Below are 24,858 nucleotides of genomic sequence, written 5' to 3'. Positions count from 1 at the left end.
CGTTTCGGTCTCCTGGGGGCGCGGTCGCGGAATGACTATTCAGTGACTGCGCCGACGGTGTTGGCGGTATCGTCCTTCGGACGTTCGCCTTCCGGCTGGGCACCGGTGGCCATGTAGTAGATCGTTTCGGCAATGTTGGTGGCGTGGTCGCCGATGCGCTCGATGTTCTTGGCGCAGAACAGAAGATGCGTGCAGCTGGTGATGTTGCGCGGATCTTCCATCATGTAGGTGAGCATTTCACGGAACAGCGAGGTGTACATCGCGTCGATTTCCTCGTCGCGCTCACGGACCGATTTTGCTTTGTCGGCAGCACGGCTCGTGTAGACGTCGAGGACTTCCTTGAGTTGGACGAGGGCGAGCTCGGACAGGTGCTCGAGGCCGCGGGCGAGCTTGCGCGGCACGCCGGCGCTCTGTACGGCAATGACGCGCTTGGCAGTGTTCTTGCCCAGGTCGCCGACGCGCTCCAGGTCTGCCGCGATGCGGATGGAGCCCATGATCTCGCGAAGATCGGCCGCCATCGGCTGGCGGCGGGCGATCGTGACGATCGCCTTGTCGCCGATCTCGCGCTCCGCGTGGTCGAGGATCACATCGTCCGAGATGACCTTCTGGGCAAGAGCCGTATCGCCGTTTACGAGCGCGCGTACGGCATCCGAGACCATCTGCTCGGCCAAGCCGCCCATTTCCGAGATACGGCGGGACAGGAACTTCAAATCATCGTCGTAGGCAGAAAAGATATGTGTCGATGCCATAGGGCTCATCCTTGAATATCGTAAGTGCTACCGAGACGGCCGATCAACCGAAGCGGCCCATGATGTAGTCCTGGGTGCGCGGATCGTCCGGGTTGGTGAACATCTTGTCGGTGTCATTCTCCTCGACGAGGTTGCCAAGGTGGAACATGGCTGTGCGCTGCGAAACACGGGCGGCCTGCTGCATCGAGTGCGTCACGATGACAATCGTGTAGTTCTCGCGGAGCTCGTGGATGAGCTCCTCGACCTTGGCCGTTGCAATCGGATCGAGTGCCGAGCATGGCTCGTCCATCAGGATGACTTCGGGGCTGACGGCGACGGCGCGGGCGATGCAGAGGCGCTGCTGCTGACCACCGGAAAGACCGGTGCCGGCTTCGTGAACGCGATCCTTCACCTCATTCCAGAGGCCGGCGCGCTGCAGGCTGTGTTCGACGATCTGGTCCATGTCGGCCTTCGACTTGGCGAGCCCATGGATACGCGGACCGTAGGCGACGTTTTCGTAGATCGTCTTCGGGAACGGGTTGGGCTTCTGGAACACCATGCCTACACGCGCGCGAAGCTCCACAACGTCGATATCCGGATCGTAGATATCTTCGCCATCGAGCGTGATCTTGCCAGTGACGCGGCAACCGTCGATCGTGTCGTTCATGCGGTTCAGGCTGCGCAGGAAGGTGGACTTGCCGCAACCGGATGGGCCAATCAGGGCGGTCACCGTGTTTTCACGGATGTTCAGCTTCACGTCGAACAGCGCGCGCTTCTCGCCGTAGTAAACGGAGACGTCCTGGCCGATCATCTTGTAGGGAATGGTGTTCATCTTCTGATCAACCGCTTTCTCAACTGCTGCTTCCGTCAACATGTTCATAATGTTTACTCCGTTTACCAGCGGCGCTCAAAGCGACGACGCAAGAGGATGGCTCCGAGGTTCATGAGGATCAGGAATAGGAGCAGGACGATAATGGCGCCGGAGGTCCGCTCGACGAAGGCGCGCTCGGCTTCATTGGCCCACATGTAGACCTGCACCGGCAGGGCCGTCGAAGGCTCCATGGGCGTCGCCGGAGCATTCGCGACGAAAGCGACCATGCCGATCAAAAGCAGCGGCGCCGTCTCCCCGAGCGCGTGCGCCAGACCGATAATCGTGCCGGTCAGGATACCGGGCATCGCAAGCGGCAGGACGTGGTGGAAGACCATCTGCATCTTGGAGGCGCCGAGGCCGAGCGCGGCCGAGCGGATCGATGGCGGGACGGCGCGAAGCGCTGCGCGGGTCGCGATGATGATCGTGGGCAAGGTCATCAGGGTCAGTACCAGACCACCAACCAGCGACGCTGAACGCGGCAGGCCGGCGAAGTTGATGAAAACAGCAAGACCGAGCAGACCGTAGACGATGGAGGGAACCGCCGCGAGGTTGTTGATGTTGACCTCGATCAGGTCCGTCAGCTTGTTCTTCGGTGCAAATTCCTCGAGGTAAATCGAAGCGGCAACGCCGATCGGCAGGGAAAGGACGAGCACGATCAACATCAGATAAAGCGAGCCAACCAGGGCGACACCAAGACCGGCGGCCTCGGGACGGCTGGAGTTGCCGTTGACGAAGAGCCCGGTGTTGAATTTCTTGTGCAGCGCACCGGTTTCCGCCAGCTGGTTCATCCAGCCAACCTGCCTGTCGTTCACCTTGCGGTTCTTCTCGTCGACCTTGAGGTCAATCTGACCCTTGTTGGCGGAGTCAACGTTGGCGTCTGCAAGCAGGGTGATGTTGACTGTCCTGCCGATGAGCGACGGATCGGCAACGACCATGTCGCGCAGCTGGATCGGCGCGCCCTTGGAGATCATAGCGGTCGCGTCACGCACCTCGGGACGGCTCGATGCATTGAGGTTCAGCGTCTTGACCATCGCGTCGCGGATGAGAACCGAATAATTGGCCGCGATCAGCACGGACGGATCCGTTGCGCGCTTGTTGTTCGGGTCGATGGTTTTCTCGCTGAACTCGATCGGCAGCGTGATCGCCGTCTGCAGGAAGGCCGTGTAGCCCTTGCTGACGACGCTCGTCAGCAAAACCGCCAGGAAGATCAAGCCAAAGGAGATCGCAGCGATGCCATAGATGCGGAACCGGCGCTCGGCGGCATAGCGGCGCTTGAGGCCGATGTCGCGACGTTCAGGCGCCTTCGAAACGACAACGCCCTGACCCGGAGAAACAATATCCGTCATTCGTACTGCTCCCGGTATTTGCGCACGATATAGAGCGCGTAGATGTTGAGGCAAAGCGTGATGAAGAACAGCGTGATACCAAGCGCGAAGGCAACCAGCGTCTGCGGCGAGGTGAACTCCAGATCACCAGTGAGCTGATTGACTATCTTGACAGTGACTGTCGTCATTGGCTCGAACGGGTTGATCTGGATGCGCGCTGCGACACCCGCCGCCAGCACCACGATCATGGTTTCGCCGATGGCGCGCGATGCAGTCATCAGAAGCGCGCCGACGATGCCGGGCAGCGCCGCGGGAAGCACCACCTTCTTGATTGTCTCCGAACGCGTCGCACCGAGACCGAGCGAACCATCGCGGAGCGCACGCGGCACAGCGGTGATGATATCGTCGGAGAGCGACGAAACGTATGGGATCAGCATGATGCCCATGACGATACCCGCTGTCAGAACGCTCTGTGCCTGAATAAAGTTCGCATAATTGCCGGTAAGGAGGCCGTTTACCTGCGAAGACAGGTCGCGGAGGAAGGGGCCGACCGTGACGAGGGCGAAAAAGCCGTAAACAATCGTCGGAATACCAGCGAGCACTTCGAGCAGCGGCTTTGCGATCGATCGCACCGCGGGGGCCGCGTATTCCGCCATGTAGATCGCCGCGAACAGGCCGACAGGCACCGCCACCAGCATCGCAACGAAGCCGATGTAAAGCGTGCCTAGCAGCAGCGGTATCAGGCCGAATTGCCCGAAGGACGAGCCGCCGGCACCAGCAAAGCGCGGATCCCAGACCGTACCGAAGAAGAAGTCTGCAGCAGGAACGACCGCGAAGAAATGCGCGGCTTCCGTCAGCATTGACAGAACGATACCGATCGTCGTCAGGATGGCGATCGAGGACGCCAGGAGCAGGCCCCAAAGCATGACACGTTCGACGCGGTTGCGTGCACGGAATCGCGGAGCGACTTCACGAAGCGCATAGAATGCGCCGGCAACGGCAAGGATGAGGACGACCGCCGTCATGACGAGGCGGCTGGAAGCCGATTCTTCGTTCAGCTTTTGCGCTGCGTCGATCATGTATGGCTGCGGCTGGCCGGCCAGCGGAACGCCCTTTGCAGCAAGCTTTGCCTGGAGGCCAGCCGGATCGCTGGCTGCACCGCTGATCTTCTCCGGGGTGAGGAGCGGCAAGCCGCGCGCAATCGCGCTGACCATCCCGTAATTCAGGTTCTGCTGCGCGGCCGGCTGCGCCTTGACGTCATCCGGGAAAGTGCCACGGACGGAAGACTCAATGATCGAAGGGCTGATCAGCAGCCAGGCGCACAGCACGATAAGTGCCGGCAGCACCGCCCAGATGGCGGCATAGGCGCCATAGTAGCCCGGTCGCGAATGCAGCGCGGAGGACTTGCCCCCGGCAAGTGCCGTAGCACGGCTGCGCGCTGCGATGAAAGCAACGGCGCCAAGCACCACGAGACACAAGAGTATGATGGATGTACCCATTCGTTTAGGTCCCAGGCCCTTTGACCCCAAAAGCGGAAACGGCAGGCGGACCGATCCGGCTCTCAAACTTGCAGAAGTTCAGACCCCGTCCCGACTTGGCGGAACAAGGCAAAGCCGGCGCGATCTGGTGATCGCGCCGGCAAAGTCCTTACATAGTCTTGCCGTCTTCAACGCCCTTGCGGATCGCGTCGCGCTCACCGTCCGGAGCGGCAACGAGGCCGTACTCGACGAGCGGGCTGTCCGGTCCGATCATCTGTTCGGATACGAAGAAGTTGACGTATTCCTTCAGGCCCGGGATGACGCCGAGGTGTGCCTTCTTGACGTAGAAGAACAGCGGACGGGAAACCGGGTACGTGCCGTCGGAGATGGTTTCGGTCGACGGAACGATACCGTTGACGGTCGCAACCTTCAGCTTGTCGGCGTTGTTTTCATAGAAGGAAAGGCCGAAGACGCCAACGCCGGTCTTGTTGGCAGCGATGCGTGCCAGCGTTTCTGGATAGTCACCGTCGATGTCGACAGCAGCGCCGTCCTTGCGGACTGCGACGCAAGCCTTGGTCTGAGCGGCGGCGTCAGAGATCGAAGCCTTGATGATGTCGAGAGCGCCGGAAGCCTTGCAGCCAGCAGCAAGAACGTTCTGTTCGAAGACTTCGCGCGTGCCGTGCTTTTCGCCCGGGATGTAGGCAGCAATGTCAACAGCCGGGAGTGCCGGGTTGACTTCCGACCACTTCTTGTAAGGGTTGGCGACGAGCTTGCCGTCAACAACGACCTGGGCAGCCAGAGCCTTATAGATGTCGGCCGGGACGTAGGCGGCATCAGGGTTGGACGAGTCGGTCGCGAAGACGATGCCGTCATAGCCGATCTTCACTTCCTGGATGTCGGTGACGCCGGCTGCCTTGCAGGCGTCCAGTTCCTTGGCGTTGATCGGACGCGAAGCGTTGGCAACGTCGATGGTGTCCGGGCCGACGCCCTTGCAGAATTCCTTGAGGCCAGCGCCCGTGCCGCCGGATTCAACGACCGGCGTCTTGAAGTCCTTGAAGGTTTCGCCGAAGGTTTCGGCTACGATTTTGGCGTAAGGCAGGACGGTGGACGAGCCAGCAACCTGAACCTGGTCGCGAGCAACGGCCGCGCCAGCGAAAGCGGCGGAAGCGGCAAGTGCTGCGACCGTGAGTTTAAAAGCGTTCATAACAATCTCCCGGGCATATAGCGGTCTGAGTGCGGCCTTGAGCGGCCTTTGCAGTGCCGTCTTCATCAGCGGCCCGCTCTCTTTAGCCCCTGATGCCCAGAGCTTTTATGTCATTTTCACGAAACATTTGTGACAGATTAAATATATGAAATCATTATACAAAGAATGCGATCCCGCACGATTGATCTCAGTTTTATGTCAAAACCGCACGGTGAAGCTCGTTCCCTTGCCGACTTCCGACTTGACGATCAAGCGCGCGCGGTGCCGCGTCAGGATATGCTTGACGATGGCAAGGCCCAACCCCGTGCCTTTCTTCGAGCGGCTGTCCTCGATGCTCACACGGTAGAAACGCTCGGTCAGTCGCGGCACATGCTCGGCCGGAATTCCCGGTCCCTTGTCGACAACCGTGACCTCCACCGGCTCGCCCGGTGCATTCTTCAGGAACACATCGACGGTCTTGCCCTCCTGCCCATACTTGCAGGCATTTTCCATCAGGTTTTCAAAAACCTGGACCAGTTCGTCGCGGTCGCCAAGCACCTCTGCCTTGCCCAGCGGAAGATGCAGCACGATCTCAACGCCGACATCGTTTGCGAGTGGTGCCAGCGAGTCCCTCACATGGCCGAGAAGTGGAACGAGATCGACCTTCTGATCCGGGGCGATATGTGACTTGAGTTCCAGCCGCGACAAGGACAGGAGGTCGTCGACAAGACGGCTCATACGAGTGGCCTGATCCAGCATGATGCCGAGAAAGCGCTCCTGCGCCTTGCCGTCATTCTTCGCCGGGCCCTGGATAGTCTCTATGAAGCCGCGCAGGGACGCGAGTGGCGTGCGCAACTCGTGGCTGGCATTGGCGACGAAATCGGAGCGCATGCGGTCGATGCGGCGAACCTCGGAAATGTCCCGGAAGGAGAGCACGAAGAAACGCTCATCAGCCGGCTGCTGTTCGTCAAACTCCACGGGGGCGCTGCGGACGATGTAAACGCGCTCGGATGGCAGGCGTTCAGAGTGCTCGATCTGGTTCGGCGCGTTGGTTGCAATCGTTTCGCTGACCATGTCGAGGATGCCAGGCGAGCGCAGGCGAGCGGAAATATGCGCACCAATGGCGGCCTCGCCGAAAGCCTTTTCGGCCGCGCGGTTCTGGTAAAGCACCGAGGCATCACCGGAAAGCACCATGACGGGGATGTCGAGCGCGGCAAGCGTCGCGGCAACCTCGGCCAAGCGGTTCCCGGGCGCTTCGATAGTCTCGGGAACTGGTTCCAGCTGGACTTTCGGGAGGGCCGCCGGAACCGCGTGCCACAACGCCGTGATGATCATTAGCAACAGAAGACCGAGCACGACCCACTTGTTTGCGCCTGCAGCCAGAACAATCAGGGCGATCAGCAGAGCCACGAGCAGGACGGGACGCTCCTGCCGAATGCGTGCAATCAGGCTTCGTGTCCATGGCGCTTTGTCTTCCAACTGCCCCTCGCGGTTTCGGCTCGTACTCTTATCTTCAAACTCTGCCTGATAGCCGTGATTCATGACAGAAGTTTTCGCCTGCACACGACACGCGGAAAAGCTTTGGTGCGAACACACAGAAATTTCCACGATCCGCAAGACATTTGATTTTCAACAGGAAATATGGTCGCCTGTATGCGACGAAGTTCACCGGAGAAGAAGCCATGGCCGATGATGTCGAAAGCAGAGCCGTCGAACTGGACATCCGCGGAGAGAAGCGCGTCTTTGATGTCGACAATGCCGTGCTGCCGGACTGGGTTGACAAGGCGGCTTTGGAATCCGGCGGCTATCCATACGACAAACACCTCAAGGAAGAACAATACCTTGAAGAACTCAAAAAGCTGCAGATCGAGTTGGTCAAGGTGCAGTTCTGGCTGCAGGCCACCGGCAAGCGGGTCATGGCGCTTTTCGAGGGACGGGATGCGGCGGGCAAGGGCGGCGCGATTTCCGCCTCATCGGCGCACATGAATCCCCGCCTTGCCCGGGCGGTCGCATTGGCCAAGCCCACCGATCGTGAGGCCGGGCAATGGTATTTCCAGCGCTATGTCGCGCAATTCCCGACCGCGGGCGAGTTCGTGCTCTTCGACCGGTCCTGGTACAATCGTGCCGGCGTCGAGCCCGTCATGGGCTTCTGCACGCACAAGCAATACGAAGATTTCCTGAACCAGGCGCCTCAGCTTGAGAAGGTCATCGCGCACGAGGGTATCTTCTTCTTCAAGTTCTATCTCGATATCGGCCGCGAGATGCAACTGAAGCGCTTCCACGATCGGCGCAACGACCCGCTCAAGGTCTGGAAACTGTCGTCGATGGACATCGCAGCGCTGACGAAATGGGGCGACTACAGCGAGAAACGCGACCGGATGCTGAAAGAGACACATACGGAATTCGCGCCCTGGACGGTCATTCGTGCCAATGACAAGCGTCGCGCCCGGTTAAACCTGATCCGGCACATGCTGAAGACGATGGATTATGACGGCAAGGACAAGGATGCCATCGGCAAACTCGATGACAAGATCATCGGCTCGGGTCCGCATTTCCTGAAATAACCTATTGCCCCGGCAGGATTCGGATAGCGTAGAGGTTGATGCCGCGCGCCTTGCCGTCAACATCGCTGTTGATGATCAGACTTCCGGCGGCGTTCGGCGCCAGCGAGCGATCGAAGCGGACCTGGAGAAGCACATCCGACTTCTGCCGGGTGACCGAGAAACGGTGACGGGCGCAGTCGCCGAGCGACTGGAAATCGCATTCCACTGTAACCTGAGTTGGTTCGTCGGACGTCGATTGCAGCGTGATTGCAATCGTCGAGGACTTGCCGGCCAACTGCTGAAGGACATCGGCGGGAACGCTGATGCTGATATTGCCGTCGCTGTCGTTGCTCTGCGAGATCAGGCGGACCGCGGTGCCCTCGTTTTCCGCAACATTCTGAATTTCCGCCCGTGCACCGGTCTTGATCTTGTCCGCATTGGACGGCTTGAAAACCTCAATCCAGTCCGCGGAGAAGGAGTTCTGCGGGTCGATCGCAACCGGCGCCGCATTGCCGCCTGCGGCACCGCTGTCGCCACTGTTGTCCGCGCCGTCGAAGTCTTCCGGCTGAGTGCTCGCCGGCGGATTGGCAACGCTTGTATCTCGTTCCGCAGCGGTCTTAAGCACGCCCGAGGTGTATACCCACCACGCACCCATGCCGATGAAGGCCAGGAGCACGCAGGCGACAAGCAGTCGGGAGAAAAACTTGCGCGGCTTGCGTCGAACCGCGGCGCGCTCCGGCCGGAAATCCATCTGCGCGGGCTTTCGCTCCGCCGCTGGCGATTCAGCGACCGGCTCGGCGCCAAGATGATTGCCGCTCCCGGCATGGACGCCGGCGAGGCTGGATTCATCGTCGAAGCGTGGGTCGGTAACCGAATGCTCACGGGTTTCGCCGCCAATCGAAACGTTCGCGACTTCTTCCTCTGCCACATGATCAGCCGGCCTTGGTACTTCCACCACGGGGGGAACAGCAACTTCCGGCGGCCCCTGGCGCGGATGAAGGCGTTCGCGCTCCTCCGCTTCGATCATATGGATCGTCGTTTCGAGCCTGTGGCGATGATAGGCGACCGCTTCCGTCTCGGTGATGTCCTGCTTGCGGAGACCGGCTTCAAGAGCCTGACGCGCGGACTGATAAATCTTTGCACGGACTTCGGGATTGTCGCGATCGGCATTGCTGAGCGCCGTTTTGATAGCCGTTTCTAATCCGCTCACGTCCGGTCCTTTACTCTGAGACTGGGCTTTGTACTTAACAATTCGTAAATGCGGTAGCCGCTGCCGCCGCAAATCGCAAGCCTCACCCGGTGTCCGGGTTCGCATCGGCAGGGGATAACGCAGGAGACCCTGACCGTCCTATGTCCTTGCAACAATAGCCGATATTTGAGGAATCGATAGAGCGCACTTTTCCTCTGTCAAAGTCTCTGCTATCACATTGACGTTTTCGTAAACGTCAATTCCTACGGTGTCCCATGGCCCTACCTCCGATCCTGACCCAGAATCTCAGATTGCCGGTCGTCGCCTCCCCGCTCTTCATCATTTCGCACCCGGCACTGACGCTGGCGCAGTGCAAGGCTGGGATCGTTGGCGCCTTCCCGGCCCTGAATGCGCGGCCGGAAAGCCAGCTCGACGAATGGCTCGCCATTATCACCGAGGATCTCGCCGCGCACAACGCCGCGAACCCCGAACGGCCAGCGGCTCCGTTTGCCGTCAACCAGATCGTCCATATGTCGAACAAGCGGCTGGAGCACGATCTGAGGCTCTGCGTCAAATATAAGGTGCCGGTTGTCATCTCGTCACTCGGCGCCGTGCCGGAAGTGAACGCCGCGGTGCACTCCTACGGCGGCATCGTGCTTCACGACGTCATCAACAATCGCCATGCGAACTCAGCCATCCGCAAGGGCGCGGACGGGCTGATTGCAGTCGCAGCCGGTGCCGGCGGCCATGCCGGCACGCTTTCGCCGTTCGCGCTTGTCCAGGAAATCCGCGAATGGTTCGACGGGCCGCTGCTGCTTGCCGGCGCGATAGCCAATGGCGGTGCCATCCTCGCGGCGCAAGCGATGGGCGCCGACATGGCCTATATCGGCACGCCCTTCATCGCGACCGAAGAGGCCCGCGCCTCAGACGCCTACAAGCAGGCGATTGTCGACGGCATGGCGAACGACATCGTCTATTCCAACTACTTCACCGGCGTGCATGGCAATTATCTCAAACCGTCGGTGAAGGCCGTCGGCCTCGACCCCGACAATCTGCCGGTCGCCGATCCCTCGAAAATGGATTTCGAACAGGCCGTCGGCGGTGCCAAGGCATGGAAGGACATTTGGGGCAGCGGACAAGGCATCGGCGTCATCAAGGCGATCGAACCAGTCGGCAAGCTCGTCGACCGGCTGGAAGCCGAATATGCGGCTGCCCGGACGCGGCTGTCACTCTAGAGATCGGCGGCGGATTTCCACAGCACCGTTCTTTTTTGCCGATGAGCCGACAGGGCGCTTGAAATCTTCAAACAATGCCTGTATCAGCCCATGCAAATCGCGGGCCGCATGGTTCGGCCGCAGGGATTGCCGCTTTAGCTCAGTCGGTAGAGCACATCATTCGTAATGATGGGGTCACGTGTTCGAGTCACGTAAGCGGCACCATTCTTTCCTTGATAAATCAAATAGTTATCAAGGGTCGCGCTCCACCAAGCCCGTTGCAATTCATCACTGTCACACCACGGTCACAGCATGAGGTTTTGCAATGGCGACCATCCGTAGGCGCAATGGAAAGTATCAGGTGCAGGTCCGCGTTCAGGGCTGCGCCCCACTCTCCAAGACATACAGCCGCCTCGAAGACGCAAAGACTTGGGCACAGCTCACGGAGGTTGAGGCCGAGCAAATCGGCTTGCCCGCCGATCCCCGCACCGCCGGAACCCGATCCCGTCGACCTTATGAAGCCCTTTCCGGCCGGAGTCATGAAGATGTGGCCCGTCGGCAGAAAGGTCGGCTTGCCGAGGAACGACACGCCCGACGCCTTGACGAGATTGATCCAGATCCAGAACCAACAATGGTCTAGCTGGCCTCAAATCGGCGGCATAGCTGGGCCGAAGCCGCAGGATCGGGAGAGAAGCTCAGGCGTTGCCTCCGAAGAGCTAAGCTTCTCTCCCTCTGGCATTCGAGATTTCGTCCTGTACAGGATGCTCGGTCCCCGCTGCGCCCTGTTTAAGCCGCACCGTTCGGTTTGCCATGCGGGAACATTAGCGATCCCGGAAATAATTGAAACAAGTTTCTGAGGTGCGTGAAGGACGACTCCTACGGCAGTGACGGCGGAGGTTGACGCACTGCCAGACCGAGGAGGCTGAAGATATAGTTGACCTGCCGAACTGGCAGTACATCATAGGCCATGTTTGTCGGTGCTTTACGAGGATGTGAGCAATGACCCCTGCCCGTTTCACGGAATGCCTTCTTCATATCCGGTGGACGCCGATCAATCTGGCATCGGCCCTGCAATGCGACCTTTCATGGGTGGAAGCGCTGGAGGCCGGGAACGCTGAAGTTCCAGCTGGCTTGGCCTCGTGGCTCGAAACGCTTGCTCAAGCTCACGAGGCGCTTCCTCCGCCGACCACATATCGCGGCAAACACTCGGAATGACCCGCTACCCTGCAAAGCATTAAGTTCGCGGACGACGTCGGCTGACCGAAGATCAACTGGCAACCGTCCCGCGGCGGGCGTATGATAATCGTGTTCCCGTGGGAGCGTACACTGGCGGGTGGCTCGGCGGTGGCCCTGAGGTTTATGGCAGCCCACCAGCACGGCCCCAGGGTCTTCGCTGAGTGTCGAACCAGCAGTGGGGCCCTTTTCTTTAATATTAGTCATTCCTAAATACTAAATTAACCCTGAACTCTTAGCTTCCGGCACGTTGCTTTTGGAGCCAGGACCCCAGCCCCTCCAGAGCAATGGGGTGTGCGGTTGGGGCTCAAGGCGAATTTGCTTCGACCGCGCGCCCTCAATGCTCTTATCCGAGCTGTTATCGAAATCGACCAGGATGCCGTGACTCCAGGGGGATAGAACCCCGGATCTCTCCACTACGCCCCGTACCACGTCGATATTCAGGTAAAGTGCCATGGCTGCGGGACACAGGCGACCATTCGACAGAAACAGGCCTGCCGGATCGATTGAGGCAGGCGTATATTGATGAGATCCAACCTCGGTTGAAGTGCTCCGTGTGTGGAGCGAATGGCGGGGAAATGCTGTTCGGGCAATACGCAGTGAGGAAGAGCCGGGAACCGCTTCGAGATCCCCAGCATGATATTCGCCTTCCTCCTCGTCGTCGGCGCTTTAGCCTTGATCTGGATAGCCTTCTGGATGCTGGGAGCGTGGGTGTTTGGATGTCTTCGCCCGCGCCAGCCCCGAGCACAAGCTCAGGCTCGTGAAGGCAATCCAAGCCAATCGTCAGATCGTCGCCATGACCGGAGACGGCGTCAACGATGCGCCGGCGCTGAAGAAGGCCGATATTGGAGTGGCGATGGGCATCAAGGGCACGGAGGTGACGAAAGAGGCCGCGGAGATGATCCTCGCCGACGACAATTTCGCCTCGATCTCGGCGGCCGTAAAGGAGGGCCGCACGGTCTACAACAACATCGAGAAGGCGATGCTCTTCCTGCTGCCCACCTCGCCAAGGGCGCGGTGATCGCGATCGCAATCCTGTTCGCCTTCACGCTGCCGATCACGGCGCCACAGGTGCTGTGGGTGAACATGGTCACGTCGGTCGCGCTCGGTCTTGTCATTTCGTTCGAGCCCCATGAGGCGGACGTGATGACGCGCCCTCCCCGCTCGATCGACCGGCCGATCGTCACCGGTTTCGGTATCTGGCGCATTCTCTTCGTGGGCGCGGCGCTTGTCCTTTATACGCTGGTGGTCTTCTTCTGGATGAAGGGGCAAGGCGCTTCGGACCAGATGGCGCGCACGGCTGCCGTCAACGCGATCACGCTCGGGCAGCTCTACTACCTTTCAACAGCCGTTACCTGCTCGATTCGTCTTTGTCCGTGCGTGCCCATCTGGCCAATCCCTATCTTTGGTACGGCATAGCCGCGGTCGTGGTGCTGCAGATCCTCTTCACTTATGCACCGCCGCTCCACGCCGTGTTCGACACCGAGGTCTTGCCCCCTTCAGTCTGGCTCTGGCTCATCTCGGGCGGGCTCGCCTTCTTCCTCGTCGTGGAGATCGAAAAACTCGTCATTCGCTCTACGCCCGCGTTGAAAGACGCAGCGACCCGTCGGTAACGCGCACAAGAAGTTGGGTTGCATGGCGGCGCGGACGCGCAGTCGCCGGGCGAACGGATTTGCCCGGCGAACGCTTGGGTCAGGCGGCGCGCTTGCGATCCGCTGGATGCTGCAGCCGAAAGCCGATCGCCAGGCGGTTCCAGGCATTGATCATTGCGATGCCGATCGAGAGAGCCACGAGTTCATCCCTCGAGAAGGCGTTTTGAGCGACCTCATAGTCCGAATCCGGCGCATGGCCTTCAGCGACCTTGGTCAGCGCCTCGGCCCATGTCAGTGCCGCCCGTTCGCGATCCGTATAGAGCTCCGATTCATGCCAGGCGTTTAACAAGAGCATCCGCTCTTGTGTCTCGCCCAGCTTCAACGCGTCCTGACGATGCATGTGCAGGCAATTGGCGCATCCGTTTATCTGCGACCCGCGCACCTTGGCGAGCTCCATCAGCGTGGGATCGAAGCTCTTGGCAATCCAGGCCTCCACGGCAACGAGGCCTTCTATGCCTCCGTTCTTCCTGGCCAAACGCTTGGTCATCATGCTCTCCGTGACATGAGTGATCGGGACGTTGCGCCCGGACAGGAGGTATCCCCGACATCGTGGACCATCCATCTGGCCGGTCGATGCGCCCGGCCTAACGCGGAATTCAGCAGACGCCCGCCGATCGATCAGGCCTTCCACCGTTCGGGACACCCCTTCCTATACTTCGGCAGGAGATGAGCGCGTCCCCGGTAGAATGGTTCAAGACGGGGATCCAACGCATTGTCCCGCCATCGGAGCCGCATCCGGGCGTGGCTTTCGCTGATCCCACACACGGAATGCTGACACTGGCGGGTTTCAATCAAGATCCGGGCACATGACCCAAGAAGGAGACTAGGCATGAAAATCGTTGTCATTGGCGGCACCGGACTGATCGGCTCGAAGACCGTCGAACGGCTGCGGAAAAAGGGCCACGACGTCCTCGCAGCATCCCCAAATACGGGTGTCGACACTCTGACCGGCAAGGGCCTGGACGACGCGCTGGCTGGCGCGAAGGTGGTGATCGACCTCGCCAATTCGCCCTCGTTCGAGGACAAGGCGGTGATGGAATTCTTCCAGACCGCGGGACGTAACCTCCTCAAGGCAGCCGCCGTGGCAGGCATCGAACATCATATCGCCCTTTCCATTGTCGGCGTGGAGCGGCTCGAGGGCAGCGGCTACATGCGCGCCAAGATGGCCCAGGAAGCGCTGATCCGTGCTTCTGGCATTCCCTACACGATCGTGCATTCGACGCAGTTCCTGGAATTCATTCCGGGCATCGTCCAGTCAGGCACGGTCGACCAGACGGTGCATCTGTCCTCCGCCTATGTGCAGCCGATCTCGTCGGAGGATGTCGCCGACGCCATGGCCGACGTGGCCCTCGGTAGACCCCTGAATGGCATCATCGAGATTGCCGGTCCGGAGAAATTTCGCCTCAACGAGATCGCGGCGCAGTTCCTGAAGTCAACCGGCGATTCCCGCCAGGTCGTCGCTGATCCGCATGCGCCTTATTTCGGCACCGAGCTCGCCGAGGGCTCGCTCGTGCCGATCGGCGACGCCCGGCTTGGCCGCGTCAGCTTCCAGGACTGGCTCAGCCACTACCAGCCGAGAACGTAACCCCTTCGGAGGGGCGCGGCGCATCCGGCAAGACCCAGGCTGCCCCTTCCATGCACAATCACGACAGGAGAACCAGCATGTTCCGGACCTTTATGGCGGCAACCGCATTGACGGCCGTCCTCGGCGGCGCCGCCGTCGCGCATGACACTTCCTCCGGTGACGCGAAAGTCACCATCGTTTACGACCAGAAGCTTCCCAACGTGCCCGGCAAGAGCATGAAGGGCGTGCTGGTCGAGTATGCGCCGGGCGGCACCTCGCCTGCCCACACGCATCCGAACTCAGCCTTCATCTATGCAACGGTCCTCGAAGGCGCAATCCGCAGTCAGGTCAATAGCGGCCCGGTCACGACCTACCATGCCGGCGAAAGCTTCTCGGAGTTTCCGGGCGATCACCACGCCGTCAGCGAGAATGCAAGCAAGACCGAGCCGGCGCGCCTGCTTGCGGTCTTCGTCGTCGATACCGACGAGAAGAACATAACGATCGACGACAAGTGAGACAAACCTCTGCGATGCCCGGCCAATGCCTGACATCGCAGCCCTCACCCGCCGATATTTCGAGAGACTCAGATCAACAAGGCTTGGGCCCATGAGCGCGACAGCAATGCGAACACTTGCCGGAATTTCGGTCCCCCAGACGCCGCTCGTCGAGCGCGCGCTGGAGCATGCGCGCCAGGCATGCGAGCCGTACCTCTTCAACCACGTTGTCCGCTCCTGGCTGTTTGCCGAGCGGATCGGGCAGCTTCATGCCATCGAGCACGACGCGGAAGTCTTGGCCGTCGGCACGCTGCTGCACGACATAACGCTCAACGAGAGATTTGCGGGGCCGCGGCGCTTCGAGGTGGAGGCCGCGGATCTGGCGCGCGGATTTGCGACGGAAGCCGGGCTCGACAAGTATCGAGCCCAACAGATCTGGGATTGCGTCGCTCTCAACTCGACGCCGTCGATCGGCCTCTACAAGGAAGCCGAGGTCGCACTCTGCACCGCCGGCATCTGCCTCGACGTCGTCGGCCTGCAATACAGTTCCATTCCCTCGGCTGAGATGAAGGCGATCGTCGCCGAATTTCCGCGGCTTGGGATGAAGCGGCAGATGACCCAGTGCTTTTGCCACATCGCCGCGACACAGCCGGAAACGACTTACGACAACTTCGCGCGGGATTTCGGGGAGCGCCTGGTTCCTGGCTATAGAGTGCCGACCTCCTCGGTCGATCTGGTGGCAAATGCGCCCTTCGATGAATGATCGCCATGTTCGATGCGATGGACGTGCACTTCGAACAGGAAGAGCTGCAAGGGCCTGCACTCACCACTACATCGCTGGCCCCCTATCGGTAACCCACACCGCACATAGACAAGCAAGAAAACGCGCGCTTCATCAGCGCGTGTTTTGCGTCGTGAACGCCTCGGTGCGAGCAACCGCCCTAATCGTTCGATGCGGTGACCTAGACTTTCGCACAGTCCCCAGATGCTTCCGCCCAATGGTTTTCCGGGCCGCCAATCGCCATCCTCCGTCGCATATCAATCACCGCGAAGGATAGAAAATGCGCAATATTTCAAACCCATCGACTGTCAGTGTCTCACGTCGCGACGCCCTGCTCGGCAGCCTCACCGCCGGGATCGCCGTGGGCTTGCCGGCGGTTGCCTCCGCAAAGACGCCGAAGCAGCCTCTCCCCGCCACCAGCAACCACGGAAAGCAAGCCATGAGCACGATCACCACCAAGGACGGCACGGAAATCTACTACAAGGATTGGGGCACCGGTCCAGTCGTCACCTTCTCGCATGGCTGGCCGTTGAACTCCGACGCCTGGGACGGCCAGATGCTCTTTCTCGCCCAGCACGGCTTCCGCGTCGTGGCGCACGATCGCCGCGGCCACGGACGATCCAGCCAGCCGACATCCGGAAACGATATGAACGGATACGCCGACGATCTGGCCGCCCTGATCGAGGCGCTTGACCTCAAGGACGTGACGCTGGTCGGCCACTCCACCGGCGGCGGCGAAGTCGCCCGCTATATCGGCCGGCACGGCACGAAGCGTGTCGCCAAGGCTGTGCTCATCGCCGCCGTGCCGCCGGTCATGGTGAAATCAGAGGCCAATCCGGAAGGCCTGCCGATTGAAGCGTTCGACGCGATCCGCGCCGGCCTCGTCAAGGATCGCTCGCAATTCTACCGCGACCTTGCCCCGCAATTTTATGGCGCCAATCGACCGGGCTCAAACGTCTCCCAGGGCACACTCGACCAGTTCTGGCTCTGGAGCATGCAGGCTGGCCTGCTGAACGCCTATGAATGCGTCAAGGCATTCTCGGAAACCGACTTCACCGAAGACCTGAAGAAGTTCGACGTGCCGACGCTCGTCCTGCACGGGGAGGATGATCAGATCGTTCCGGTCAAGGATTCCGCCGTCAAGTCCGCCCGGCTGATCAAGGGCGCCAAGGACATTTACTATCCCGGCGCGCCGCACGGCATCACCGCCACACATCAGGACCAGGTCAACGCCGACCTGCTCGCCTTCCTCAAGGCCTGACGCTCGTAACTTGGACCATCGGTGGCGCGGCAAGGCCGCGCCATTTCCATTCAAGCCCTTTCCATCATCGCCCTTTAAGGAAATCCAACATGTCGAAGACCTGGCTCATAACCGGCAGCGCCAGCGGGATCGGCCTGAGCACGGCCGAACTCGTCCTCGCGCGCGGCGAAAACCTCGTTGCGACGGCCCGAAACGTCGACCGCCTTCTCAACCTTGCGCGCCGCTACAGCCAGCAGGTGGAACTCATCGAACTCGATGTGACGGATGCGCCGGCAGCACGCCGCGTAGTCGACACCGCGATGGAACGGTTCGGTCGCCTCGACGTGCTGCTGAACAATGCCGGCTATGCGCATCTCAGTCCCTTCGAACAGGTTTCGGAAGATGATTTCAAGGCGGAGATCGACACCAATTTCTACGGTGTGGTCAATCTCACGCGCGCGGCGCTCCCCGTGATGCGCCGTCAAAAATCAGGGCATATCATCAATATTTCGTCCAGCTCGGCGCGCTTCGGCAGTCCTGGGTCGACCGCCTATACTGCCGCCAAATGGGCGGTGAGCGGTTTCACCGCTTCGCTTGCCAAGGAGGTCAAGCCGTTCGGCGTCAAGGCCATCGCCATCGAACCTGGCAGCATCCGCACGAACTGGACGCGGGTTGCCCGTGGGCACGTCCCGCCGCTGTTGCCGGAATACGAACCGACCATCGGCGCGATCATGAGGATGACTGAAGGCTATGCCGGCACCGAGCCCGGCGACCCGGACAAGGTGGCCGTCGTCATCTTCGATCTTTCGCGCCAGGATGATCTGCCAGAACAACTCGTCCTCGGAAGCGATGCCCTGGGACGGATTGCCCAAAGCGATGCGGTTCGATCCGCAGCCGCTCTCTATTGGGACAAGATCAGCCGGTCGACGGACTTCGACGAGCCGACCACTCCCCTCCCACTTCTGGACTGAGACCGGAACCGTTACAGGGTTTTCGATGCGGCATTTCCTTCCCGCATAGGATTTGCCTGGGGGGCTCGGCTGGCACATCTTGCTGCCGGCCCTCACGTCTTGCGCATTCTTCTGGACCTGGTCTCCTTCGGCTCTGCGGCAGCATCGCCACCAACATATGGATTTCCATAAGTTGCGGCGGTGCGGTGGCGCGATTAGGGTGCGGCATAGCTTCGCCAGCACCGGGATTGACAACAAGTTCAATACGAAAGGCTGACGATCCCGGACTATTGTACCTTGCAGGAGCCCCAATGACGCGCGTCTGGTCGTATCGCCCGCAACTCCTGCATCTCGGCCTCTTTATTCTGGCTTATGTCCTGGGCTGCGGATTCGCTCAGGCGCTCGCAATCGTGCCCGGAACGGGCATCTCCATCTGGCCTCCAAGCGGACTGTTCATTGCGACTCTAATCCTCGCTCCCATGTGGAGCTGGCCGTGGTGGGTGCTGGCGGGCGGTCTGGCGGAACTGCTTGGCAATATCCTATGGTTCCATAGTCCCTTGCCCGTAGCCCTCCTTATCTATTCCGGCAACGCGCTCGAAGCCACCATCGGTGCATGGCTCGTGAACCGTACTCTGAAGCGGTCGGTTCGATTGGAAACCTTGCAGGAGGTTGTCGCATTCGTCGTCGTCGGCGCAGGGATTGCGCCGATGCTGAGCGCGGCGGTCGGAAGTGCCACGCTGGTCTGGTTCGGCATGTCTTCGCAAACCTTCCTGGACGCCTGGGCTCTGTGGTGGATCGGGGATGCCACCGGGGTCCTGATCGTGGCGCCGCTCGCACTTGTCATGTTCCAGAGTTGGGGTGGCAAGGCCGAGTTTTCGGCAGCGCGGTGGGCGGAGGCTTGCGTTCTGGGGGTAATCCTGCTCGGCGTCGCCACCCTTTCGCTGAGTGGCTTTCTGCCCTTCGCCTACATCATCATGCCGCCACTTCTTTGGGCCTCGGTGCGCTTCGAATTCAAGGGTGCCGCCGTTACGCTGGCCCTTCTTGCACTGATCACGGCGACATTCACGATATCCGGCGCTATCCAATTTGCCGGCGATGCCGAGACCCAGCGCCACAACCAGATCATGCTGCAGCTCTTCCTGGCGATCTCGGCATTTTCCGCGCTCATCGTTGCTGCCATATCCCGGCAGCATCAGCTGACGCTACAGCGCCTGCGCGACCGGGAGCGGGAGCTCTTGCAAATCGTGAACATGGTCCCGGTCCACATCAGGCGGCTGACGCCGGAAGGCGAACCGACCTTCTTCAACAAGCGTCTGGTGGATTTTTTCGGGATTGACCTGGATCAGTTGAACAAGCCGGGCACGAGCCGGCTGGCGACGAACATAGAAACCCTGGTCCACGAGGATGATGCACCCGTCCTACTGCAAGCGGTCCGTCGTTCCGTCGCCACCGGAGAGCCCTATTCCTTGAAGTATCGCATGCGCCGTGCGGATGGCGTCTATCGCTGGGTCGATGGCCGAGCAGAACCGCTACGCGACGAAAACGGCGCGATTGTGCAATGGTTCGCCATCTCCATCGACATCGACGACGAAGTGCGCGCCCAAGACGCGTTGCGGCACAGGGAGCGGCAGCTGCAGCAGCTGATCGACGCCGTGCCCGCCATGATTTGGACCACGACCCCTGAAGGAACGCCGACCTACCTCAACAAGTGGTACACGGACGTAACTGGCGCCACTCTTGAGGACTTTACCGCCAACGGCGGGACGCCGGCGTTCCCTTTAAACGTCATCCATCCGGACGACAGGGCCATGAGGGCGCAGGTGCGCACCCACGCATTCGAGACCGGCACGCCCTATTTTGTGCACTATCGCCACATACGGCGCGACGGCTCCTATCGCTGGACAGAGAGTCGCGCAGAGCCTTTGCGCGACGAGTCAGGCGCCATCCTCGCTTGGTACGCGGTAAGCGTCGACATACATGATCTGGTGACCGCGCGAGAGGCATTGCGCGACCGGGAACGGGAGCTCTCGCAGCTCGTCGACATGGTGCCGAGCCTGCTTTGGAGACTTAATCCAAGCGGCGAGCCGAGTTTCTTCAACAAGCGCATGATGGATTTCCTCGGTGTGGATAGGCCCGACGCCGGCAAGCTGGATACGAGCCAGATGGCAGAGATCCTCAACGCCGCTATCCACCCCGATGACGCACCCGGGCTCGCCAAGTCACTCAGTGACAGCCTTGCGACCGGCAACCATTTCGCGATGGACTACCGCCTGCGTCGCGCAGACGGCGTCTATCGATGGATGTCAGGCCGGGCCGAGCCGATGCGGGACGAAAAGGGACAGATCATCCAGTGGTACGGCCTTTCACACGACATAGACGATCAGACGCGCCTCTACAGCGACATAGCCGAGCGCGAAGCCAGAATCCGGCGACTGATAGATTCAGACATTATCGGGATCGTCATATGGGATCTGGACGGAACAGTCATCGACGCCAATGACGCGTTTCTCCGTATGATCCAGTACGAACGGGAGGATGTGCAGGCCGGCCTTCGGTGGTTCGATATAACGCCTCCCAAATGGCAGACCGTGCATGCCCGCGAAGAGGCGGAAGAACTTGCGGCGACGGGCAAGATGCAAGCCCGGGAGAAGGAGTATTTCAGGAAGGATGGCAGTCGAGTGCCGGTCTTGATCGGGGCGGCCTGCTTCGAAGGGCAGTCTCGACAAGGGGTTGCGTACATTCTCGATCTGACCGAACACAAGCGTGCGGAAGCTGCATTACGCGGCCGGGAACAGGAACTGTCGCTCCTCGTGGACATGGTCCCGAGTTATCTCTGGCGGATCTCACCAGACGGCCAGCCCGTCTTTTTCAACAAAAGACTTGTCGACTACCTGGGCCTGGATGTCGCGGGCCTGGACAAGCCGGACATCAGCCGGCTCGACGCATTTATCGAGACCGCGATTCATCCCGATGATGCCGTTGAGGTTGCGGACGCGTTCCAACGCTCCCTGGCGAGTGGTGAGCCACTCTCCATGAAATGGCGGATGCGTCGAGCTGACGGCACGTATCGGTGGATGGCGACAAGCGCCGAAGCGATGCGAGATCAGGACGGTAGCATCGCCCAATGGTACGGTCTCTGCCACGACATCGATGATCAGTTGCAGAGTGAAGAGGCGCTGCGCAACAGCAAGCGGCAACTGGAGCAGATGATCGACGCAGTGCCCATCAACATCCTGAGCTACGATCCCGAGGGCAAGCTCACCTCCGCCAGCAAGCGATATCTGGACAATGTTGGAGCGGTGCCGGATCACGTCACGGATTTTGAGGGGCTGGCCCGGCATCTGGCTCACCCTGACGATCTCCCGGTCATACTGCGGAGGGCGTTGGATGGCTTTGCGACAGGAACACCTTTCGTGAATCGTTTTCGGCGGCGTACCAAGGACGGCGCCTATCCCTGGATCGAGGCCCGCGCGCAGCCTTTGCGCGATGCGTCTGGCGCGATCGTGCAATGGTACCAGGTTTCGATCGATATCGAAGATGAGATGCGGGCACAGGAAGCTCTTCGGGAGAGCGAGTCGCAGCTGAGACGGCTCGTGGATGCCCTCCCGGTACAGATCTGGGCAGCGGCGGCCGATGGCGAGCCGTCTTACCTGAACAGGCGATTGGCCGAGTATGTCGGCCTGACATTGACCGATCTCAGTTCTCCTGAAGCCACCCGGTTGCAGATGGCGATCCAGAATTCCGTCCATCCGGATGATGCCCCCGCTGTCGGGCAGGCTTTGTTACATTCGTTTACAACAGGCAGCACCTTCGCCCTGAAATACCGGCAACGACGGGCCGACGGCGTCTATCGCTGGATCAACGGGCGCGCCGAGCCGCTTCGCGATGCGAACGGCAGCATATTGCAGTGGTACGGCGTGAGCTTCGACATCGATGACGACGTGCGCACCCAGGAGGAATTGCGCCGGACGCAGGAGAGGCTGGCGGTCGCTTCGCAGGCGGCAAGCCTTGCGGAGCTCTCGGCATCGATCGCCCATGAGGTGAACCAACCGCTGGCCGCCATCGTCGCCAACTCGCATGCCTGCCATCGCTGGCTGTCGTTCGAGCCTCCGAACGTGGCACGCGCCAACACCGTGATCGAGCGCCTGATCCGTGACGCGAACGCCGCCGCCGATGTCGTGAGCCGCATTCGGGCCCTGTTCAAGCAATCCACGGAGACGAGGAGCCGCGCGACGCTCTCGAGCGTCATAGCCGAAGCGCGTGGCCTGATGGCCGAGGAGGCCGCCCGACGCCGCATTCGCATGGAGTTTCATGTCGATGCCGACCTTCCTGCCGTCACACTGGATTCCATCCAAATTCAACAGGTCCTCATCAATCTCTTCCGCAACGGCATGGATGCGATGGATCTCGTTGAAGGCGAAAAAGTCCTTGAGGTGCATGCGCATCGCGCGGGTAGCGAGGTTCAGACGGAAATCAGCGATCGTGGACGCGGCGTCGAATCTCCCGATCGTGTGTTCGAACCCTTCTTCACGACGAAGCAGCACGGGATGGGTATGGGACTGGCCATCAGTCGATCGATCGTCGAGGCGCATGGCGGGCGTTTGTGGACCGAGAAGAATGAACCGTGCGGCGCGCGGTTCATTTTCACCTTACCAATTGCAGCGAAAGAGACCTCATGACGACGGACGACCATGTTGTTTTCATCGTGGACGATGATGAAAGCATTCGGGAGGCGCTCGGCGAACTCCTCGAGACCCACGGCATACACACCATCGCCTTCGGGTCGGCGGGCGAATATGTCGGCGGTAAGAAACCGGATGTTCCTGCCTGCCTTATCCTCGACGTCGAACTCCCCGATATCAACGGCCTCGAACTGCAGCGGCAGATCGCCGAAGGCGATCATCCGCCGATCGTTTTCATCACCGGGCACGGCGATATTCCGTCTTCGGTGCGGGCGATCAAGCATGGCGCGGTGGACTTCCTCACCAAGCCCTTCAGCGATGCGGACCTCATGGCAGCGGTCCACACGGCGATTTCCCAGGATCGGGAAAAGCGGTCGGAGCGGGCCGAACTGAGCCAGCTCAGACAGCGATACCTGGAGCTGACCCCACGGGAGCGCGAGGTGCTGCCGCTCGTGGTCAGTGGTCTCCTCAACAAGCAGGCAGCATCGGAACTGGGGATCAGCGAAGTCACGCTGCAAATTCATCGAAGGAATGTAATGCAGAAAATGGGAACAGCATCGCTCGCCGATCTCGTGCGTATTGCGGAGAGGTTGGAGATACCTGTCACCCACTCGCGCCGCGCGGGAGGAAATTAGTCATGGAGAGAACAAGACCGACCATCGCGGTCATCGATGACGATCCGAGGCTGCTCGAATCGCTGGAGGAACTGCTGGAATCCGCCGGCTATACGGCTTGCTGCTTCCGCTCGGCCGGGCACTTGCTCGTTCGCGGACTCTCGGACCTCGACCTTCTCATAACAGACATCGGCATGCCCGGTACGGACGGTTTCGAACTTCGCGACATCGTGAAGAAGGTGCGTCCGGAACTGCCGGTTTTCCTGATCACCGGCCGCCATGAAATCGCGGACCACGGCCGCGCCCAAGGCATCAGCGGTTTTTTCCGCAAGCCTTTCGACGCCCCTGCCCTGCTCGTAGCCATCGCAGACGCTCTGCAAAAATCGAAAAATGGAGGGTGACATGAGAGTTGAACAACTGCCGCGGAAATCGGCGCCGCTGTTACCACAGCACAAGAATGATGCCGAGCAGCCAATCGTCATCATCGTCGATGACGACGCGGCTGTCCGCGAGGCTTTGTCTGAGTTGATTCTTTCGGCGGGTTTCCGGTCAGTCGACTTCGCCTCAACCCAAGAAGTGCTCGACGCCGACATATTGGACAGCCCAGGTTGCCTGATCCTCGATGTGCGCATGCCGGGAGCAAGCGGGCTTCATCTGCAGCACCATCTGGCGCAAAACGGCAATCTCAAGCCAATCATTTTCCTCACCGGACACGGCGACATCCCGATGACGGTGCAGGCCATGAAGGCCGGCGCGGTGGACTTTCTCACCAAACCGGTGCGGGATCAGACGCTGCTCGATGCGGTGATCGCCGGGATTGAGCTCGATGTGGCGCGGCGCGCGGAGGCTGTTGTCGTCAAGCGCAATCTCGAGCGCTTGGAGACACTGACGCACCGGGAGCGCGAAATCCTGCGCGAAGTCGCACGTGGGCGCCTGAACAAGCAGATCGCCTTCGACCTCAGCATCAGCGAGGTGACCGTGAAGCTGCATCGCGCCAATGTCATGCGCAAGATGGGGGCCGGCTCCATCGGAGAACTGATCAGGGCATGGGAAACGTTGCCGACAGCGATGCGGGAGGCTGGCGGCTCGAAATTTTGAGTTGGCTGAACAGATGCCG

The 24,858-nt window shown here is 60.5% G+C and carries 21 protein-coding genes, 1 tRNA gene and 2 pseudogenes; 16 read left to right on the top strand and 8 right to left on the bottom strand.

Translation table 11 applies throughout. From position 1 onward, the window contains the following. Positions 1 to 35: 35 nt before the first annotated feature. From phoU to phoR, 6 genes are all read right to left on the bottom strand, one after another. Entirely contained in the window at positions 36 to 749 is a 714-nt protein-coding gene (phoU, locus tag AC1DPR_RS05465) for a phosphate signaling complex protein PhoU (RefSeq protein WP_025658811.1), read from the bottom strand. A gap of 43 nt (positions 750 to 792) precedes the next feature. After that, positions 793 to 1,608: a phosphate ABC transporter ATP-binding protein PstB gene (pstB, locus tag AC1DPR_RS05460; RefSeq protein WP_062373337.1), complete on the bottom strand. Its 816-nt coding sequence runs from the start codon at positions 1,606 to 1,608 to the stop codon at positions 793 to 795. Between the two features lie 14 nt (positions 1,609 to 1,622). Continuing rightward, complete coding sequence (gene pstA, locus AC1DPR_RS05455) at positions 1,623 to 2,945, bottom strand: phosphate ABC transporter permease PstA (protein WP_018857628.1); 1,323 nt, start codon at positions 2,943 to 2,945, stop codon at positions 1,623 to 1,625. After that, positions 2,942 to 4,423, bottom strand: a complete 1,482-nt coding sequence (gene pstC / locus AC1DPR_RS05450; protein WP_113470608.1) for a phosphate ABC transporter permease subunit PstC — start codon at positions 4,421 to 4,423, stop codon at positions 2,942 to 2,944. The genes pstA and pstC overlap by 4 nt, the downstream gene beginning before the upstream one ends. A gap of 148 nt (positions 4,424 to 4,571) precedes the next feature. Beyond that, the gene (locus AC1DPR_RS05445; RefSeq protein WP_113470607.1) at positions 4,572 to 5,606 is read right to left on the bottom strand and encodes a substrate-binding domain-containing protein; all 1,035 of its coding nucleotides are present in this window, start codon (positions 5,604 to 5,606) and stop codon (positions 4,572 to 4,574) included. A gap of 198 nt (positions 5,607 to 5,804) precedes the next feature. Beyond that, the gene (gene phoR / locus AC1DPR_RS05440) at positions 5,805 to 7,031 is read right to left on the bottom strand and encodes a phosphate regulon sensor histidine kinase PhoR (RefSeq protein WP_026371830.1); all 1,227 of its coding nucleotides are present in this window, start codon (positions 7,029 to 7,031) and stop codon (positions 5,805 to 5,807) included. 236 nt (positions 7,032 to 7,267) lie between these two features. Here phoR and ppk2 point away from each other — a divergent pair, with 236 nt between their 5' ends. Continuing rightward, complete coding sequence (ppk2, locus tag AC1DPR_RS05435) at positions 7,268 to 8,149, top strand: polyphosphate kinase 2 (protein ID WP_018857632.1); 882 nt, start codon at positions 7,268 to 7,270, stop codon at positions 8,147 to 8,149. A 1-nt stretch (position 8,150) separates the two neighbouring features. Here the strand turns inward: ppk2 and AC1DPR_RS05430 are convergent, their stop codons facing one another. Further along, positions 8,151 to 9,338, bottom strand: coding sequence for a hypothetical protein (locus AC1DPR_RS05430; protein ID WP_113470606.1), 1,188 nt, complete (start codon positions 9,336 to 9,338; stop codon positions 8,151 to 8,153). 254 nt (positions 9,339 to 9,592) lie between these two features. Here AC1DPR_RS05430 and AC1DPR_RS05425 point away from each other — a divergent pair, with 254 nt between their 5' ends. The 6 genes and pseudogenes from AC1DPR_RS05425 (at position 9,593) to AC1DPR_RS05400 (ending at position 13,377) form a co-directional block, all read left to right on the top strand. Then, positions 9,593 to 10,552, top strand: a complete 960-nt coding sequence (locus AC1DPR_RS05425; protein WP_112665862.1) for an NAD(P)H-dependent flavin oxidoreductase — start codon at positions 9,593 to 9,595, stop codon at positions 10,550 to 10,552. 128 nt (positions 10,553 to 10,680) lie between these two features. Continuing rightward, positions 10,681 to 10,756 (top strand) — tRNA-Thr (locus AC1DPR_RS05420). A gap of 266 nt (positions 10,757 to 11,022) precedes the next feature. Beyond that, positions 11,023 to 11,171, top strand: a pseudogene (locus AC1DPR_RS05415) (SOS response-associated peptidase); the annotation flags it as partial. 359 nt (positions 11,172 to 11,530) lie between these two features. After that, complete coding sequence (locus tag AC1DPR_RS05410; protein WP_018857635.1) at positions 11,531 to 11,746, top strand: hypothetical protein; 216 nt, start codon at positions 11,531 to 11,533, stop codon at positions 11,744 to 11,746. 733 nt (positions 11,747 to 12,479) lie between these two features. After that, positions 12,480 to 12,785 (top strand): HAD-IC family P-type ATPase, encoded by a 306-nt coding sequence (locus tag AC1DPR_RS05405; RefSeq protein WP_477815824.1) that lies wholly within the window; start codon positions 12,480 to 12,482, stop codon positions 12,783 to 12,785. Between the two features lie 65 nt (positions 12,786 to 12,850). Next, positions 12,851 to 13,377, top strand: a pseudogene (locus AC1DPR_RS05400) (cation transporting ATPase C-terminal domain-containing protein). A gap of 79 nt (positions 13,378 to 13,456) precedes the next feature. Here the strand turns inward: AC1DPR_RS05400 and AC1DPR_RS05395 are convergent. After that, positions 13,457 to 13,903 (bottom strand): carboxymuconolactone decarboxylase family protein, encoded by a 447-nt coding sequence (locus tag AC1DPR_RS05395; RefSeq protein WP_113470604.1) that lies wholly within the window; start codon positions 13,901 to 13,903, stop codon positions 13,457 to 13,459. 342 nt (positions 13,904 to 14,245) lie between these two features. Here AC1DPR_RS05395 and AC1DPR_RS05390 point away from each other — a divergent pair, with 342 nt between their 5' ends. From AC1DPR_RS05390 to AC1DPR_RS05350, 9 genes are all read left to right on the top strand, one after another. Continuing rightward, the gene (locus AC1DPR_RS05390; protein WP_113470603.1) at positions 14,246 to 15,001 is read left to right on the top strand and encodes an SDR family oxidoreductase; all 756 of its coding nucleotides are present in this window, start codon (positions 14,246 to 14,248) and stop codon (positions 14,999 to 15,001) included. A 77-nt stretch (positions 15,002 to 15,078) separates the two neighbouring features. Further along, a complete protein-coding gene (locus tag AC1DPR_RS05385) occupies positions 15,079 to 15,495 on the top strand; it encodes a cupin domain-containing protein (RefSeq protein ID WP_018857642.1) in 417 nt (138 codons plus the stop codon). Between the two features lie 91 nt (positions 15,496 to 15,586). Then, on the top strand, positions 15,587 to 16,237 hold the full coding sequence (locus AC1DPR_RS05380) for an HD domain-containing protein (protein ID WP_113470602.1): 651 nt from the start codon (positions 15,587 to 15,589) through the stop codon (positions 16,235 to 16,237). A gap of 298 nt (positions 16,238 to 16,535) precedes the next feature. Further along, positions 16,536 to 17,516 carry an alpha/beta fold hydrolase gene (locus AC1DPR_RS05375; RefSeq protein WP_113470601.1) on the top strand — a complete coding sequence of 327 codons (981 nt, stop codon included), beginning with the start codon at positions 16,536 to 16,538 and terminating at the stop codon, positions 17,514 to 17,516. A gap of 89 nt (positions 17,517 to 17,605) precedes the next feature. Continuing rightward, entirely contained in the window at positions 17,606 to 18,466 is an 861-nt protein-coding gene (locus AC1DPR_RS05370; protein ID WP_113470600.1) for an SDR family oxidoreductase, read from the top strand. Positions 18,467 to 18,756: 290 nt separating this feature from the next. Then, positions 18,757 to 23,124, top strand: coding sequence for a PAS domain-containing protein (locus AC1DPR_RS05365; protein WP_477815823.1), 4,368 nt, complete (start codon positions 18,757 to 18,759; stop codon positions 23,122 to 23,124). Then, positions 23,121 to 23,762, top strand: coding sequence for a response regulator transcription factor (locus tag AC1DPR_RS05360; protein ID WP_018857648.1), 642 nt, complete (start codon positions 23,121 to 23,123; stop codon positions 23,760 to 23,762). Before AC1DPR_RS05365 ends, AC1DPR_RS05360 begins: the two co-directional genes overlap by 4 nt. Before the next feature lie 2 nt (positions 23,763 to 23,764). After that, positions 23,765 to 24,142, top strand: a complete 378-nt coding sequence (locus tag AC1DPR_RS05355; RefSeq protein ID WP_018857649.1) for a response regulator — start codon at positions 23,765 to 23,767, stop codon at positions 24,140 to 24,142. Position 24,143: 1 nt separating this feature from the next. Next, entirely contained in the window at positions 24,144 to 24,839 is a 696-nt protein-coding gene (locus tag AC1DPR_RS05350; protein WP_018857650.1) for a response regulator transcription factor, read from the top strand. The last annotated feature ends 19 nt before the right edge of the window (positions 24,840 to 24,858 follow it).

The organism is Rhizobium sp. 01T417, assembly GCF_056398905.1.
This window is presented reverse-complemented; position numbering and strand designations above follow the sequence as displayed.

Coding starts and splice junctions, on each gene's coding strand:
- phoU (WP_025658811.1), bottom strand. CDS start 749: ATGGCATCGACACATATCTTTTCTGCCTACGACGATGATTTGAAGTTC.
- pstB (WP_062373337.1), bottom strand. CDS start 1,608: ATGAACATGTTGACGGAAGCAGCAGTTGAGAAAGCGGTTGATCAGAAG.
- pstA (WP_018857628.1), bottom strand. CDS start 2,945: ATGACGGATATTGTTTCTCCGGGTCAGGGCGTTGTCGTTTCGAAGGCG.
- pstC (WP_113470608.1), bottom strand. CDS start 4,423: ATGGGTACATCCATCATACTCTTGTGTCTCGTGGTGCTTGGCGCCGTT.
- AC1DPR_RS05445 (WP_113470607.1), bottom strand. CDS start 5,606: ATGAACGCTTTTAAACTCACGGTCGCAGCACTTGCCGCTTCCGCCGCT.
- ppk2 (WP_018857632.1), top strand. CDS start 7,268: ATGGCCGATGATGTCGAAAGCAGAGCCGTCGAACTGGACATCCGCGGA.
- AC1DPR_RS05425 (WP_112665862.1), top strand. CDS start 9,593: ATGGCCCTACCTCCGATCCTGACCCAGAATCTCAGATTGCCGGTCGTC.
- AC1DPR_RS05410 (WP_018857635.1), top strand. CDS start 11,531: ATGACCCCTGCCCGTTTCACGGAATGCCTTCTTCATATCCGGTGGACG.
- AC1DPR_RS05395 (WP_113470604.1), bottom strand. CDS start 13,903: ATGACCAAGCGTTTGGCCAGGAAGAACGGAGGCATAGAAGGCCTCGTT.
- AC1DPR_RS05390 (WP_113470603.1), top strand. CDS start 14,246: ATGAAAATCGTTGTCATTGGCGGCACCGGACTGATCGGCTCGAAGACC.
- AC1DPR_RS05385 (WP_018857642.1), top strand. CDS start 15,079: ATGTTCCGGACCTTTATGGCGGCAACCGCATTGACGGCCGTCCTCGGC.
- AC1DPR_RS05380 (WP_113470602.1), top strand. CDS start 15,587: ATGAGCGCGACAGCAATGCGAACACTTGCCGGAATTTCGGTCCCCCAG.
- AC1DPR_RS05375 (WP_113470601.1), top strand. CDS start 16,536: ATGCGCAATATTTCAAACCCATCGACTGTCAGTGTCTCACGTCGCGAC.
- AC1DPR_RS05370 (WP_113470600.1), top strand. CDS start 17,606: ATGTCGAAGACCTGGCTCATAACCGGCAGCGCCAGCGGGATCGGCCTG.
- AC1DPR_RS05365 (WP_477815823.1), top strand. CDS start 18,757: ATGACGCGCGTCTGGTCGTATCGCCCGCAACTCCTGCATCTCGGCCTC.
- AC1DPR_RS05360 (WP_018857648.1), top strand. CDS start 23,121: ATGACGACGGACGACCATGTTGTTTTCATCGTGGACGATGATGAAAGC.
- AC1DPR_RS05355 (WP_018857649.1), top strand. CDS start 23,765: ATGGAGAGAACAAGACCGACCATCGCGGTCATCGATGACGATCCGAGG.
- AC1DPR_RS05350 (WP_018857650.1), top strand. CDS start 24,144: ATGAGAGTTGAACAACTGCCGCGGAAATCGGCGCCGCTGTTACCACAG.